This is a genomic window from Siculibacillus lacustris, assembly GCF_004328075.1.
GTDB classification, from domain to species: domain Bacteria; phylum Pseudomonadota; class Alphaproteobacteria; order Rhizobiales; family Ancalomicrobiaceae; genus Siculibacillus; species Siculibacillus lacustris.
Genome location: NZ_SJFN01000042.1, coordinates 22,108 through 35,856 on the forward strand (window position 1 = coordinate 22,108; position 13,749 = coordinate 35,856).

A 13,749-nucleotide genomic window follows, 5' to 3' on the forward strand; every position below is an offset into this window, starting at 1 on the left:
GTCTTCTCTCACCGATCCCGTCGACGGGAACCGGCTGTTCACGACGCGGCGCGGGGGCGCCGGTGGTGTCGGTCGGGGGCGATCGCTCGCACCCCGCGGGGGGATCAGCGCGCCGAGCTCGACAGGCGGTAGCGGTCGAGCGCCACGGCGCCGATGATCACCAGACCCTTGATGATGAACTGCCAGATGTCGGAGATGCCGATCAGCACCAGGCCGTTGGACAGCACGGCGATGATCAGGGCGCCGACCAGGGTGCCCCAGATCGAACCGATGCCGCCGACGAAGGAGGTACCGCCGAGGATCACCGCGGCAATGGCGTCGAGCTCGTAGGACTGGCCGAGCTGGAGCCCGTTGGCGGCGTAGAGGCGCGCGGCCTGCATGATCGCGCCGAGGCCGGAGAAGGCGCCGGAGATGCCGTAGACGAACAGCAGCACCAGCGGCACCTTGATGCCGGACAGGCGGGCCGCGTCGGCATTGCCGCCGACCGCGTAGATGTGCACACCGAGCACGGTGCGGCGCAGGATGAACCACGACACGAGGATCACCGCGAAGGCGATCACCACCAGCCACGGCACCCCGAAGATCGAGCCGTTGCCGATCACCGCGAAGGGCAGTTTGGCATTGAACACCGTCTTGTCGGCGCCGAGCAGGCGGGCGACGCCGCGCACCGCGGTCAGGGCGCCGAGGGTGACGATGAACGGCGGCAGGCGCAGGAAGGCGATCATCGCGCCGTTGAGCACGCCGAAGAACAGGCCGGCGCCGATGCCGAGCGGGATCGCCAGGAAGGCGAGGTCCGGCACGTTCGACATGATCAGCGCCACCATCGCGGCGGCGGCGAGGATCGAACCGACCGACAGGTCGATGCCGCCGGTCAGAATGACGAAGGTCATGCCGGCGGCGAGCACCATGTTGACCGACGCCTGCTGGGCGACGATCGACAGGTTCTGAACCGAGATGAAGCGGTCGCTGAGCGTCTGGAAGATGATGCCGAGCAGGATCAGGATCGGCGCCATGCCGACGGTCCTGACGAAGCTCTGGATCTTGGCGCGGTGCTCGCTCGCCTTGGCGGGGGAGGCGGCCGGCGCGGTTTCGACTTTCTCGCTCATGTCGAGGTCTCCATGCTCTCGTTCCGTGGTCGCTCCGTCCCGGGCGGGGGGGCGTCCGGCAGGGTTCAGGCGGCGGCGTGGGTCTTCGCGCCGGTGGCGAGTTCCATGATGGTTTCCTGGGTGATCGGGTGGGCCTCGGAGCCGTCGAGTTCGCCGGCGACGATGCCGTCGCGCATCACCACCACGCGGTCGGCGATGCCGACCACCTCGGGCAGTTCCGACGAGATCACCAGGACCGCGACGCCGCGCGCCGCCAGTTCGTCGATCAGCCGGTAGATCTCCGACTTGGCGCCGATGTCGACGCCGCGGGTCGGCTCGTCGAGCAACAGCACCTCGGGTTGGGTCTCGAGCAGGCGCGACAGCAGGACCTTCTGCTGGTTGCCGCCCGACAGCGTTCCGACCTCGACGCCGGGGCCGGCGACGCGGATCTTCAGGGCGGCGATCGCCGCCTTGACGCGCTCACCGGCGCGGGCGAGGTCGAGCACCCCGCCCATCGAGGAGTCGCGGCCGAACACCGCGAGATTGACGTTGTCGTGGACGCTCATGTCGAGGAACAGGCCCTGGGCCTTGCGGTCCTCGGTGAGATAGGCGAGGCCGGTGGCGATGGCGGCGCCGGGTGAATGGATCTCGACGGGCCGGCCCTCGAGGGTCATCGTGCCGCTGAGGCGGCGTTCGGCGCCGAAGATCAGGCGGGCGAGCTCGGTGCGGCCCGAGCCGACCAGACCGGCGAGCGCCACCACTTCGCCGTGGCGGACGGTGAGCGAGGCCTTCTTGACGCGGCGCCCGTCGGAGAAGTCGCGGACGTCGAGGGCGACCGGCCCGTAGCGGTGGGGATTGCCGACGCCCTTGGTGTAGAAGCCGGAAATGTCGCGGCCGACCATCATCTTGACCAGACGGTCGGCGGAGAGTTCGGCGCGGGTCAGGGTGCCGACATAGGCGCCGTCGCGCAGCACCGAGACGCGGTCGGCGAGCTCGTAGATCTCGTTCATGCGGTGGCTGATGTAGATGATCGCCAGACCTTCGCCGCGCAATTGGCGGATCAGGTCGAACAGCCGATCGGTCTCGCGCGACGACAGCGCGGTGGTCGGCTCGTCCATCACCAGGATGCGGGCGTGGGCATGGACGGCGCGGGCGATCTCGACCAGTTGGCGCTCGGCGATCGACAGGTCGCCGACCAGGGTGCGCGGGGTGAAGTCGGCACCCAGCCGCTCGAGCACGGGGGCGGCGCCCTTCTCCATGGCGGCGCGGTCGATCATGCCGGAGGCGGTCGGCTCGCGGCCGAGATAGATGTTCTCGGCGACGGTCAGGTTCGGCGACAGGCTGAGTTCCTGGTAGATCACCGCGACGCCGAGGCGCTTGGCGGCGAGCGGCCCGTCGATCACCACCGGATGGCCGTCGATGCGGATCTCACCGCCGGGATCGGCGCGGTAGGCGCCGGCCAGGATCTTCATCAGGGTCGACTTGCCGGCGCCGTTCTCGCCCATCAGGGCGTGGATCTCGCCTTCCCAGGCGTTGAGGTCGACGCCGGCCAGCGCCTTGACGCCGATGAAGGTCTTGCGGATCTCGCGCATCTCCAGGATCGGCGTGCGCTCGGCGGTCTCTGTCATGTCGGATCTCCCCGGGTGTCGTCTCGGCGGTCGCCGTCGCTCCGGCTGCGGTCGTCCCAGACGTCGGCGTGGCGGCCGGTGAGGATCGCGGCGTGGGGGCTGAAGTTGAGATGGAACGGCAGGCTCGCCGCGCCGACCGCGCCGGCGTCCTCGCCGAAGGTGCCGAGCAGGATGCGTGGGGCGGTGCGGGCCTCCGGCACTTCCGCCGCGAGGCGCAGCGCCAGGCGCTCGGCGAGCGGCCCGAGCAGGCTCGGGTCGAGATCGCCGTCGAGCACCACCACCGGCAGATCGAGCACCGCGGCGGCGGCGAGCACCGGCCCGACCAGCGCCTCGGTGCAGTCGGCGAGCCATTCTTCGAGGGCGGCCGGGGCGGAGGCCGCGGCGGCGGCGACGTCGCCGAGGCCTTGGACGGGAATGCCGCGGAAGCGCAGGTGGCGGATCAGCGCATTGATCGAGGCGCGCGACAGGAGGATGTCCCAGCTGCGCTCGACCTTCGGTGCCGAGGCGAGCCGCGAGGCCGGCACCGGCATCATGCCGACGTCGCCGGCATTGCCGCGCGGGCCGCGCAGATATTGGCCGCCGACCACCACGCCGCCGCCGATCGCCGAGCCGAGGAAGAGATAGAGGAAATCGTCGAGGTGGCGGCCCTGGCCGTAGAACAGTTCGGCGACGGTGGCGGCGGTGCCGTCGTTCTCCATCACCACGTCGAGCCCGGTCGCGGCGCTCAGCGCGCCGGCGACGTCGAAACCGTTCCAGCGGCCGAAGTCGGCGGGCAGCGACAGTTTGTCGAGCCAGGCGCCGAGATCGTAGGGCGCGGCGACGCCGATGCCGACCAGACGGTCGAGCTTGTCGGGGGCGAGCATGGCGGCGATCTGGGCGACGTCGCGCACCACGATCTCCAGCGTGCGTTCGGGCGGCGGCAGATCGAGGGTGTGGGTGCGGCGGGCCAGCGGCTTGCCGGCGAAATCGACCAGCACGGTCTCCAGCGAGCCGCGATCGAGGCGGATGCCGATGGCATAGGCGCCGTCGGGATCGAGCGCCAGGACCGTCGCCGGTTGGCCGCGGCCGCCGTCGCGCTTCTTGCCGAGTTGCTGAACCAGTCCGGCGCGCTCGAGGGCCTGGACGATGACGCCGGTGGCATTGTTGGTGAGGGAGGCGACACGGGCGAGCTCGGCCTTCGAAGCGCGTTCCATGCGGCGCAGAGCCGCGAGGATGACGCGTTCGTTGAACTGGCGGACGAACACGGAATTGGCTCCGTGCCCCGGCCCCGACGCCGTCGCGCTGTTCGTCGTGCTGGCCACGACCACCTCCCCGTGATGTCCGCGGCCTTCCTCGAACCGGCTCCTCAGAGGGATCCGGAACGGGTCGCGAGGGTCTCGTGAGACCGTTCGCGGAGCTCGTCGGCGCATTTATTAATTCATGATGATGAAATGCGGGACGGCTGTCAATAGGCTTCGCGAGGGGGGCGGGAGGGGTCGCGGGGGTTGCACGCGGGGCTGCGAAGATGGGTCGCGGCCCGCGTTTCGATCGCGCCGATCAGTTGCGACGGGGCGAGAATTCGCCCTTCACCGCGCCGTAGAGGCGACGGAAGCGCTCGACGCGTTCGCCGTAGGCGGCGACCAGATCGGGCTCGGGTTCGGCGACGGCATCGACCGGTGGCGAGACGCAGACGTCGGCGATGCGGTCTTCGCCGAGGCACAGGCGGGCGAGCCGGGCGGCGCCGAAGGCCGGGCCTTTGTCGCCGCCCTTGCGGCGGACCACCGGCACGTTCATCACCGCCGCGAGGATGCGCGCCCACAGGCGGCTGCGGGTGCCGCCGCCGATCGCATCGACCCGGCGGATGTCCGTCCCGGCGGCGGCCAGCGCCGCGACCGCATCGGCGAAGGTGAAGGCGACGCCCTCCATCACGGCGCGGCCGACGTCGGCCGGCGACGTGGTCGGATCGAGGCCGAACAACACGCCGCGCGCCCAGGGGTCGTCGTGAGGGGTGCGCTCGCCGCTGAGGTAGGGCAGGAACAGGAGATCGGCGGGAGGCGCGTCGCGGGCCTCGATCTCGGCGACCAGATCGCCGACTTCGCGGCCGACGAGGCCGGCGGCCCAGGCCAGTGCCGAGGCGCCGTTGAGCATCGCCGCCATCTGATACCAGCGGCCGGGCAGGCCGTGGCAGAAGGCATGGACGAGGTGGGCGGCGTTGGGGCGATAGGCCCCGGTCGGGGCGAGCAGCAGCGCCGAGGTGCCGAGATTGAGCAGCGCCGTGCCCTCGTCGACCACGCCGAGGCCGATCGCTCCGGCCGGACTGTCGCCGGCGCCCCCGGCCACCGGAATGCCCGGCCGCATCCCCCAGCGGGCGGCGACCTCGGCGCGCAGGCGCCCGGAGACGTCGGTGCCTTCGACGAGGCGCGGCAGACGGTCGCGCGCCAGACCGACCGCGTCGAGGGCCTCGGGGTCCCAGTCGCGGCGGGCCTCGTCGAGCAGCCAGGTGCCGGCGGCATCCGAGGTGTCGGTGACCCGTTCGCCGGTCAGCTTCAGGCGGATCCAGTCCTTGGGCAGCAACAGGGTGCGCAGCGCCGCGAAGACCTCGGGCTCGTGGACGGCGAGCCACAGCAGCTTCGGTGCGGTCAGGCCGGGCATGGCGCGCACCCCGAGGCGGCCGGCGAGCTCGTCGCCGCGGGCGGCGAGCGTGCGGGCCTCGCGGGTGGCGCGGCCGTCGTTCCACAGGATGGCGGCGCGCAACGGGCGATCGTCGGCGCCGAGCAGCACCGCGCCGTGCATCTGGCCGGACAGGCCGATCGCCGCGACGGCGGAAAGATCCGCGGGCGCGGCGGCGGCGAGGGCGTCGAGGGTGGCCTCCACCGCCTGCCACCAGGCGTCGGGATGCTGCTCCGACCAGCCGGGGCGCGGGCGCGACAGGGCGAGCGGGCTCGACGCCTCGGCGCGGGCGCCGCCGGTCTCGTCGACGAGGATCGCCTTGACCGCCGACGTGCCGATGTCGAGACCGAGAAAGCACCGCATGCGATCCGTCCTTGCCGCGGCCGCGAAGTCGGCGCCCTGGGGCCGGCGTACGGCTCTTCGTGGCCCGCGCCGGCTCGGGGGGCGAAACGGCCCGAAACGGCGGGGCGCGGCGCGAGCGGGGCGCCAGGAGACGCCCGCGGCGACGGCCCGTCAAGGCCCCGCGCGGGGGGCGGGGCCTGCGACGTTGGTTCGACGGGCGGCCGTCAGGAAGCGCGGCGGCGGGCCGGATCGCCGTCGGCCGCGGCCGGCGCGGCGGTGTCGAGTGGCGTCAGGCCGCCGAGGGCGCGACGATAGATCGCCCAATAGACGAAGCCCACGCAGCCGGCGCCGCCGACGATGTTGCCGAGCGTCGCGGGGATCAGATTGTGGAGGATGCCGGTCAGCGTGATCGCGGAGACGTCGAGGTCGGCGGGGACATGGCCGGTCGCGGCGAGCAGCCAGGCGAGCGGCAGGAAATACATGTTGGCGACGCAGTGCTCGAAGCCGGCGGCGACGAAGGCGGCGACCGGCAGGATCAACCCGGCCATCTTGTCGGCGACCGAGCGGCCGGCATAGGCCAGCCACACGCCGAGACAGACCAGGATGTTGCAGAGTACGCCCTTGAAGAAGATGGTGACCATGTCGGGGGCGATCTTGCTCAGCGCCAGCTTGAGCACCGCGGCGCCGACCAGACCGTTGTTCATGTCGGTGTGGTGGGCGAGGAAGATCATCGCCACCAGCCCCAGCGCCCCGACGAGATTGCCGAGCCACACCGTGGTCCAGTTGCCGAGCACTTCGCGGGTGCTGATCTGGCGGTTGGCCCAGGCCATGACGATCAGGCAGTTGCCGGTGAACAACTCGGCGCCGCCGATCACCACCAGGGCGAGACCGAGCGAGAAGACGATGCCGCCGAGCAGGCGCTGGAAGGCGAAGCCGAGGGTCGGATCGGCGAGGATGATCACGAAGAACATGCCGCCGAGCCCGATCGAACCGCCGGCCACCACCGACAGCATGAAACTCGCGACGAAGGGCAGACGCACCTTCTTGACGCCGAGTTTCTCGACCTTGTCCTGAATCTCCGCCGGGGAATAGGCGTCGAGGCCGAGCAGGCCCGTCTTCTGCGTCGCGTCGTTCGCGGCCATGGAACGTCTCCAGAGTGTCGTCGGGCCGGCGCGTGGCGGATCGCCGTCGCGGAGCCCCTTCATCCTACGAAGGTCGCATCTGTTTGACCCATCCTGCGTCCGGCGCATAGCCCCCGCGCGCAATCTCGGTGAATTCGCAGCCGATCTCTGCGAAAAACGGAGGGGTCGTCCGCGCCGGTGAGGATCGCCGCGGGCGCCGGGCGCCGCGGATCGTGACGGGCGTCATCGTCGCGTCACGGCGGCTCCGGAGATTGGCGCCTTCGCGAAGGAGATTCGTCATGGCGTTCCGAGTGATTCAGGTCAGCGACACCCATCTGTCGACGGTGCATCGGCAGTTCGCCGAGAATGTCGCGGCGGTCGGCCGTCACATTGCGGCGTCCGGGGCGGATCTGGTGATCAACACCGGCGATCTGACCATGAACGGCGCCGGCGACCCTGCCGATCTGGCGCTCGCCGCCGACTGGCACCGCGATCTCGGCATCGACTGGCGGGCAGTGCCCGGCAATCACGACGTCGGCGATCTGCTGTCGATCCGCGCCGACCAACCGATCGGCGCGGCGCGGCTGGCGGCCTATCGCGCGGCGATCGGCGACGACCGTTGGAGCCTCGACATCGACGGTTGGCGGTTGATCGGGCTCGACGCGATGCTGTTCGGCTCGGGCGACCCGGAAGAGGAGGCGCAGTATCGCTGGTTCGACGAAGCCACCGAGACGACCGCCAAGATCGCCCTGTTCCTGCACAAGCCGCTGTTCATCGACGAGGTGTCGGAAGGCGCGCGCGGCTATTGGACGGTCAAGCCCGAGCCGCGGGCGCGGCTCCTCGCGGCGCTGCAGGGCGCCGACCTCGGGCTGGTCGCTTCGGGTCATCTCCATGTCTCGCGGATCCGCGCGGTCGACGGCGTCGCCCATGTCTGGGGCCCCTCGGCGGCCTTCGTCTGCGGCGCCATCCAGGAAGAACTCGGCGGCGCGCGGTCGGTCGGGGTGATCGAGCATCGTTTCACCGCGGACGCGGTGGAGAGCCGCTTCGTGCGGCCGCGGGCGGTCGAAGACAGCCTGCTCGACCCGGTCCACGACGAGATCTACCCGCCCTCGGCCAAGCCGGTCGGCTGAGGGCGCGAAGCGCCGGGCGATGGTCAATTCGAAGAGACCGACCCTCGACGAAGTCTGCACCGCCGTCGACGGTTGTGGGCGAAACGGTCAACTCCTCCCGCCAACCGGTCCGGGGGAATTCATGCCGCTCGGCGGCCGTCCTCAAGGATGCGGTGCCGATCGTCCACGCCGACGCCACGGTCGCGATGATCGATCGCGCCGCACTCGGCCGCCTCTCCGAGCGCGAGCGCTGGATGGCCGATGTGATCGACGCCCGCAGACAGTTTGGGATCCGAGGCCGTCAGTGACTGCATCTATTCGGCGCGCGACCGCAGCGCGCTGACCCCGGACGAGGCCGAAGAGCCGCGCCACCGGGCCATGTCGGTACCGGTCGACGCCTCGGAAGGCGGCCCTGTGCGGTGCGACGGTCTGCGGCTGCTTCTCGTGGGGCTGAACGCGAAAAGCGCCCGTGAGGCAAGCTCCGGGACGACGTCGTTTTCCGTTCTGCTTTCCGTCTTGCTCTTCGGGAAAGAGCTGGGCGGTGGTCGGAGTGGCAGGATTTGAACCTGCGACCCCCTCGTCCCGAACGCGGGGGCATCCCGATCAATTGGCGGATTTCCGCCGTTTTTTCGCTATTGAAACAATCGCAGACTCGGAACGTTCTGCATCTGTCCGAACGTTCTTTTCCGTTTTCTTTCCGTCCATCGCCGCCACGGCGTTTTTCAGGTGGTCCGGCGAGTGGTGGCCATAGACGCGCTCAAGCGTCTCCACGGTCATGCCGAGGTAGCCGGCAGCCTCCCAGAGCTCCACCCCCCTCTGCATCAACCACGTCGCGGCGGTGTGCCGCAGCGTGTGCGGCGTCACGTCCTCGCCCAGACCCGATGCCTCGACGACCAGACGGAAAGCCTTGTCGACGTCGCCGACCGGGTTCCGGTTGAACTCGACCGGGTAGCGCTGTCGCTTCGACCAGCGCCGCAGGTGCGCCTGCAACCGATCCGGCAATGGCACCGGCGGCCGGCGCTTTTTCGTCTCGGCGATGCCTTCGGGCCGGCGGTACCAGACACCTCGTTCGAGATCGATCCAGCCGAAGCCCTCCTCTTGAGCGAAGGAGGAGGCGCAGACGGTGCCGGCGCGGGTGCCGGTGTAGACGGCCAGGAGGATGAAGCGGGCGACATGGCGCCATGGCCTGCGCTTCGTCGGGCGTCCGTCCTGCATCTCGCGATAGTGCCATGCCGTCCAGATCAGCTTGGCGACTTCGCGGTTCGTGAGCCATCGTGTCCGGGGCTCGCCCTTGTCGGGCAACACGACTTCGACGACCTCGCGACATAGCCCTTCGGCGCGGTGATGGTTGATCGCGGCTCTGAGGTCTTCGAGCTCGCGGCGCGCGGCGGCTGGCGATCCCCGGTGCTCGGCGTAGGCGCGGCAGGAGCGGCCCGTCACGTCGGAAAGGCGCTTGACGCCCCACCAATCCGAAAGGCGGGTGATCCTGGCCCCGGCCTCCTTCGGTCTGGATTGCCGCGGCGCGACGTCGACCGAGTAGATTGACAGGACGTCGGCGATCAGCACCTCAGAGGCAGCACGGTCGCGGGCTCGCTCCGACGTCCTCTTCGAGTGGATGTAGGCGGCGAGCTTGTCTTCAGCTTCTCGACGTTCGCCCTCAGCGCAGCCAGTGCGGCGCTTGATTCCTCGGTCGTCGAGGATGCACCAGACCGCCCGCTCGATCGATCCGTTGGCAGATCGTCGCTCCGGTTGCAGCCAGAGACGGGGGCCTTTCGAGCTTCGACGCGGCACGCTGCTCTCCACTCTTCGATGTCGCGCTTCGTTACGATGATCCGCCGGCCCTGACGCTCGTGCGAGAGCGTTCCGGAGGAGATCGCGGCACGCAAGGTGCTCGCCTTCACAAGGCCGCGCAAGAGATCGCGGCAGGCCTCGTCGAGGGTCATGGGGGTGTCGTCGCGCATCAGCCGGTGACCTCCATGACCTCGATGCTGGCCGCCTTCGCGCGCCGGACCATATCGGCCGTTCCGCGGCCTCCTGGAAAAGCGACGACGAGATCAGGTTTGCCCTCGTCGATCATGCGTTGATTGAGAAGCGGACCAGCCTTCCGACCGTCAACCAACCATCGTGCCGCGAACATGGCGAGGTCGGTCTGGTGTAGGCGCGCCCAATTCCTCGCCCACCGATCGGCGCCATCGGCGCATCCGGTGATGACGCATTCGATGCCGTGCTCGGCCTTCAGCTTCCCGAGCACGGCTCCGACCCGGTTGAAATCCTGGTAGTCTCGGCCTCCGGTGACGAGCACTCTCACGGTTCCACCTCCTCACGCGTCTCGACCTTCGGCCACGGCCACCAGCCGGAGCAGTCCTCAGACGACGGATGGCCGAACGAAGCATATGACTGCCACGGCCCGGGCTTGGTCCCGAACTCCGGAGAGCGCCGGCATCGTTCGGCTAGATGGCACGTCGAAAGGCTGCACATTGAGATGTCGGGCACGGTCAGCCCTCCTCGCGCGGGGCACGGATCGCGGCGGCAACGCTTTTGAGGGCATCGTCGATGTATTGGCCGCGCCTCATGGTAGCTTCCCATCCTTCGGCGATCTTGGCGCACCGCTCGCGCTCGGCGAGGATGGCCCGGGCGATCTCTTCGACGTCGATCGGGTCGAACATGCCCTTCGCCACGGCACGTGCCGCCCGCATCACGTCCTCGGGGATGTCGGTCACTTCGTGCCCTCCTTCTCGGCAGCGGCGAGCAGTTCCCCGGCGGCGGCAACAAGGTCGTCTCTGGTGCGGCACTCACCTTTAGGCGACATCCACAGCACCAGACTTGAAGCCGATCCTGCGATATAGGCCAAGGCGGCAACCAAATCCGCAGGCGCCGCGACGAGCCCGCCGCCGAGATCTTGCCCGGCTCGTACCGGCTCCCGCAGGAGGCCGGCAGAGGAAAGGGCGGCGGTAGCGGCGTCGGCAGCATCATTGATGCCGACGACAAATGCACTCGCCACAGCCGGCGCAAGGCCGGTGGCGTCGACCTTGATGTGTGTCTTGATCGCCCGCGCCACGATCTCCCGCGCCTCGGCGGGGAGCGGAGCGGCCGGGCGCCGCAGACCGTCGTACGGCAGGCGGACGCCGCTCGCCGACTGCGCCATGATCTCCGGCACCATAGCCGCGGCGGCGGCCATCGCCTCGGGGGAGACGCTGGTCTCGGTCGCCGGCTCCGGATCCCCGATCGGCAGGATGAACCATGCGTCCTCATCTTCTCGGCCGAACGCCTCGGCGCTCTCCCGATCGGCGAACTTGAGGGCCTTCGCCTTGTCCTCGGTCCATTCCGGCCCAAAGTCGCCCCAGGCGCGGAATCGGTCTCCGGCGCTGTTCGCGATGACGAAGCCGATCGGCGCCGGACTAGCGAGGGCTTCGTCTCGGAAATAGGTCGCGATCCGGTCGAGGGAGTTCATGTTGATGTTCGGAACCTGATGTCCGACATAGAACGCCGGGTCGGGCGTCCAAGGCGACCCCCGCGCCGCGCCGACGGCCGCGACAAGCGTCTTCCATGCGATGTTTCCGGAGGAAGGGAGCTTGTTGGAGAGGTCCCGCCATTCCGCCAGCGCGGCGCGTTCTTGGTCGGTCTCGGTCATGGCATCAGTTCCTTGAGGGCGCGGATCGCATCGGCAGCGGATACGCGAGAAGCGCAATAGATGCTGACAAACCCTTGGGTCCGTCCTTCGAGGATCTTCGGGTCGATGCCATTGGCCGCTTCTGATGCCTCTTCGAGCGCGTCGTTGCGGGCGGCGGCGAGGGCCGCGCGGGCTTCGTCGCGCTGATCGCGGAGCGCTTGAACATCGGCGGCGTGGTCTGCGTCGGCGCGCGAAAGCGTCGCGCGAAGTTCTGCGGCATCCGCTTCCGCCTTGCGCAGGCGGGAGATGAGGGCGAGAACGGTCGGAGGGTCGAACGTGGAGATGTGTTCGACATTGGCCCCATCTGCATTCGGTCCCCACTGACAATCGATACGGGCGACCTCATGCTCTCCGTCAAAATAACTGGACCGGACAGAGAATCCCAACCTTCGCCACTCACACGGCGTTGCCGCCTTCGCCACGGCTTCCAGCTTGTCGAGGTCGATCTCAGCCATTGGACGGGGCCTCCTGGCACATGGCAGTGCGGATTGTGGTGGCGATATCCGATGCGGCTCTCATGGACGCGCGCGCCTTGTCCCGGCCCGTCCGACTTTTTGCCTTCCGTAGGCCGTTTTCCTCGTGAATCATGGCCTTGTGGTCCGCCTCGCAGGCCGCCTCCTCTCCTGCGATCGGCCTCAGAGCCGCGTACAGCGCCTCGGCGGTCTGAGGGCTCGCCATCGGCCCGAGCACGGAACGGACGGCGGTGAGCACTGCGGTAGGGTCGTGGGTCATTGCGCGGCCTCCGTCGCATCCAGAGGTGCTTCGGGCCACTCGTAGGCGCATCGCTGGCAACGCCGACGCAAATGCTCTTCGACCGGCATGGGGTCCCATTGGTAGCCACGGGCGACGTCGCGATCTTGCCAGAGGGCACTCACATCCGTGCCGCCGCACTTCGGACAGGTAGCTGCGGGATCGTAGGTTTTCATGGTCATGTCCGTTCCTCCCGGCGCTCTACGCGCCCATCCATGCGCTTGCGGAAACCCGAAGCCTTCGACCCCGGCATCGGTCGCGACGACGTCTTGACGCCGAGGTGCTTCGCCCTGATGCGGGCCGTCTTCGACTTGGCGGCAACGTCAGCCTTTGATTTTTCCGAGTGGCACGCGCGGCACAGAACATCGATATTGCCTTCGCGGTTCTCGCCACCGAGGATCAGCGCCAGACGGTGATCGTACTCGGGGCCATTGCCGGGCCTGATCCGCACGCCGCACGACTGGCAAAGACCTTTTGCGGCTTCGAACAGACGGACCCGGACCCTTGCGGGAATCGCCGTGTCTGGCGAGGCACCGGACCATTCCGGCACGGTGCGCCCGGTCATGCGCGCATCCCCTCTTGCTCGAGCGCGGAACTGTGGAACACGACGCCATGCTCAGCGCCGAACGCCTCGATGATCTCCATCAGGTCGCCAAACTCGGCCTTCGACAGATCCGACGATGACCGCCCCAAATTCACGAAGCCGGTTCCGTGGATGTTCGGCACGAGGCGGAGCTCGGCTTTCAACGCGTCGAGAAACACGAGCTTCCAGTCGTCGGCGGTGAGCCGCACGCCGTGCCACGTCAACTGACTGGCGATGTCCGTCAGCATCGCCCAAAGGCGCGCGTTCTGCGGGATCGTCCGCTTCGGCGCCTTGAACTCGATGCGTGTCTCCGGCGGGGCCTTGCTCACCCAGGCGAGCGCACGGGCGCGGATGACGTCGCTGGTAAGGACGAGGGTTGCGCGGCTCATGTCACTCGCCCGCCAGCAAGAGGTTGGCGCCGGCCTTGATCTCATCGAAGCGCCGCTTCATTGCAGCCAGCATCTCGGCGACCTGTGCTTCGGTGAGCCGCGCCGCGGTCCGCTGGGGCTTCTCGCGTGTCCAGGTCGCGCGGATAGCCTGTTCAGAGTCCTCGTTGTCGATGTAGTGTTGATTTCCGCGGAGAACTGACCCAGGCGGCAGGGATTTTTCCATCGAGAATTGACCCATGTTTGAACCTCCTCCCTCGCCACTGGTGCGGGGGACAGCGGAGTGATCGACATGGAGTTATTGAGCGTCATCCGGCGCTGGCACTATCGGGATCATTTCTCGATCCGAGAGATTTCCCGGCGCACCGGGCTTTCGAGGAACACGGTCCGCAAGTACCTGCGGTCCGACAGCGTCGAGCCTCGGTT

General features: G+C 68.8%; 18 protein-coding genes and 1 pseudogene. 3 read left to right on the forward strand and 16 right to left on the reverse strand.

Annotated features, from left to right (window positions below; genetic code table 11):
• Window positions 1-104: 104 nt before the first annotated feature.
• The 5 genes from EYW49_RS20025 to EYW49_RS20045 all read right to left on the reverse strand — a co-directional run bounded on the left by EYW49_RS20025 (window position 105) and on the right by EYW49_RS20045 (window position 6,846).
• The gene (locus EYW49_RS20025) at window positions 105-1,106 is read right to left on the reverse strand and encodes an ABC transporter permease subunit (protein WP_131311407.1); all 1,002 of its coding nucleotides are present in this window, start codon (window positions 1,104-1,106) and stop codon (window positions 105-107) included.
• A gap of 65 nt (window positions 1,107-1,171) precedes the next feature.
• Complete coding sequence (locus tag EYW49_RS20030; RefSeq protein ID WP_206365513.1) at window positions 1,172-2,713, reverse strand: sugar ABC transporter ATP-binding protein; 1,542 nt, start codon at window positions 2,711-2,713, stop codon at window positions 1,172-1,174.
• A complete protein-coding gene (locus EYW49_RS20035; protein ID WP_228259695.1) occupies window positions 2,710-4,014 on the reverse strand; it encodes an ROK family protein in 1,305 nt (434 codons plus the stop codon). The genes EYW49_RS20030 and EYW49_RS20035 overlap by 4 nt, the downstream gene beginning before the upstream one ends.
• 235 nt (window positions 4,015-4,249) lie before the next feature.
• Window positions 4,250-5,725 (reverse strand): xylulokinase, encoded by a 1,476-nt coding sequence (gene xylB / locus EYW49_RS20040; RefSeq protein ID WP_131311409.1) that lies wholly within the window; start codon window positions 5,723-5,725, stop codon window positions 4,250-4,252.
• Window positions 5,726-5,928: 203 nt separating this feature from the next.
• A complete protein-coding gene (locus tag EYW49_RS20045; RefSeq protein ID WP_131311410.1) occupies window positions 5,929-6,846 on the reverse strand; it encodes a formate/nitrite transporter family protein in 918 nt (305 codons plus the stop codon).
• A 278-nt stretch (window positions 6,847-7,124) separates the two neighbouring features.
• Here EYW49_RS20045 and EYW49_RS20050 point away from each other — a divergent pair, with 278 nt between their 5' ends.
• Window positions 7,125-7,955: a metallophosphoesterase family protein gene (locus EYW49_RS20050; RefSeq protein ID WP_131311411.1), complete on the forward strand. Its 831-nt coding sequence runs from the start codon at window positions 7,125-7,127 to the stop codon at window positions 7,953-7,955.
• A gap of 152 nt (window positions 7,956-8,107) precedes the next feature.
• Window positions 8,108-8,242, forward strand: coding sequence for a hypothetical protein (locus EYW49_RS23635; protein WP_265937407.1), 135 nt, complete (start codon window positions 8,108-8,110; stop codon window positions 8,240-8,242).
• A 295-nt stretch (window positions 8,243-8,537) separates the two neighbouring features.
• Here EYW49_RS23635 and EYW49_RS20055 read toward each other — a convergent pair whose 3' ends face one another.
• The 11 genes and pseudogenes from EYW49_RS20055 to EYW49_RS20105 form a co-directional block, all read right to left on the reverse strand.
• A complete protein-coding gene (locus tag EYW49_RS20055) occupies window positions 8,538-9,725 on the reverse strand; it encodes a tyrosine-type recombinase/integrase (protein WP_165498349.1) in 1,188 nt (395 codons plus the stop codon).
• Between the two features lie 56 nt (window positions 9,726-9,781).
• Window positions 9,782-9,895, reverse strand: a pseudogene (locus EYW49_RS23745) (hypothetical protein); the annotation flags it as partial.
• Window positions 9,895-10,242 carry a DUF2493 domain-containing protein gene (locus EYW49_RS20065; protein ID WP_131311413.1) on the reverse strand — a complete coding sequence of 116 codons (348 nt, stop codon included), beginning with the start codon at window positions 10,240-10,242 and terminating at the stop codon, window positions 9,895-9,897. The gene EYW49_RS20065 and the pseudogene EYW49_RS23745, both read right to left, overlap by 1 nt.
• Window positions 10,243-10,429: 187 nt before the next feature.
• The gene (locus EYW49_RS20070) at window positions 10,430-10,654 is read right to left on the reverse strand and encodes a hypothetical protein (RefSeq protein WP_131311414.1); all 225 of its coding nucleotides are present in this window, start codon (window positions 10,652-10,654) and stop codon (window positions 10,430-10,432) included.
• Window positions 10,651-11,565 (reverse strand): hypothetical protein, encoded by a 915-nt coding sequence (locus EYW49_RS20075; RefSeq protein ID WP_131311415.1) that lies wholly within the window; start codon window positions 11,563-11,565, stop codon window positions 10,651-10,653. The genes EYW49_RS20070 and EYW49_RS20075 overlap by 4 nt, the downstream gene beginning before the upstream one ends.
• Complete coding sequence (locus EYW49_RS20080) at window positions 11,562-12,059, reverse strand: ead/Ea22-like family protein (protein ID WP_131311416.1); 498 nt, start codon at window positions 12,057-12,059, stop codon at window positions 11,562-11,564. The genes EYW49_RS20075 and EYW49_RS20080 overlap by 4 nt, the downstream gene beginning before the upstream one ends.
• Window positions 12,052-12,336 carry a hypothetical protein gene (locus EYW49_RS20085; protein WP_131311417.1) on the reverse strand — a complete coding sequence of 95 codons (285 nt, stop codon included), beginning with the start codon at window positions 12,334-12,336 and terminating at the stop codon, window positions 12,052-12,054. The genes EYW49_RS20080 and EYW49_RS20085 overlap by 8 nt, the downstream gene beginning before the upstream one ends.
• Complete coding sequence (locus EYW49_RS20090) at window positions 12,333-12,536, reverse strand: hypothetical protein (protein ID WP_131311418.1); 204 nt, start codon at window positions 12,534-12,536, stop codon at window positions 12,333-12,335. The genes EYW49_RS20085 and EYW49_RS20090 overlap by 4 nt, the downstream gene beginning before the upstream one ends.
• Window positions 12,533-12,919, reverse strand: coding sequence for an HNH endonuclease (locus EYW49_RS20095; RefSeq protein ID WP_131311419.1), 387 nt, complete (start codon window positions 12,917-12,919; stop codon window positions 12,533-12,535). Before EYW49_RS20095 ends, EYW49_RS20090 begins: the two co-directional genes overlap by 4 nt.
• Complete coding sequence (locus EYW49_RS20100; RefSeq protein WP_131311420.1) at window positions 12,916-13,326, reverse strand: recombination protein NinB; 411 nt, start codon at window positions 13,324-13,326, stop codon at window positions 12,916-12,918. Before EYW49_RS20100 ends, EYW49_RS20095 begins: the two co-directional genes overlap by 4 nt.
• A gap of 1 nt (window position 13,327) precedes the next feature.
• Window positions 13,328-13,564, reverse strand: a complete 237-nt coding sequence (locus tag EYW49_RS20105) for a hypothetical protein (RefSeq protein WP_131311421.1) — start codon at window positions 13,562-13,564, stop codon at window positions 13,328-13,330.
• 51 nt (window positions 13,565-13,615) lie between these two features.
• On the opposite strand from EYW49_RS20105, the gene EYW49_RS20110 reads away from it, so the two are divergent.
• Window positions 13,616-13,749: sigma factor-like helix-turn-helix DNA-binding protein (locus EYW49_RS20110; RefSeq protein ID WP_131309656.1), on the forward strand; the 134-nt coding region annotated here is incomplete at its 3' end.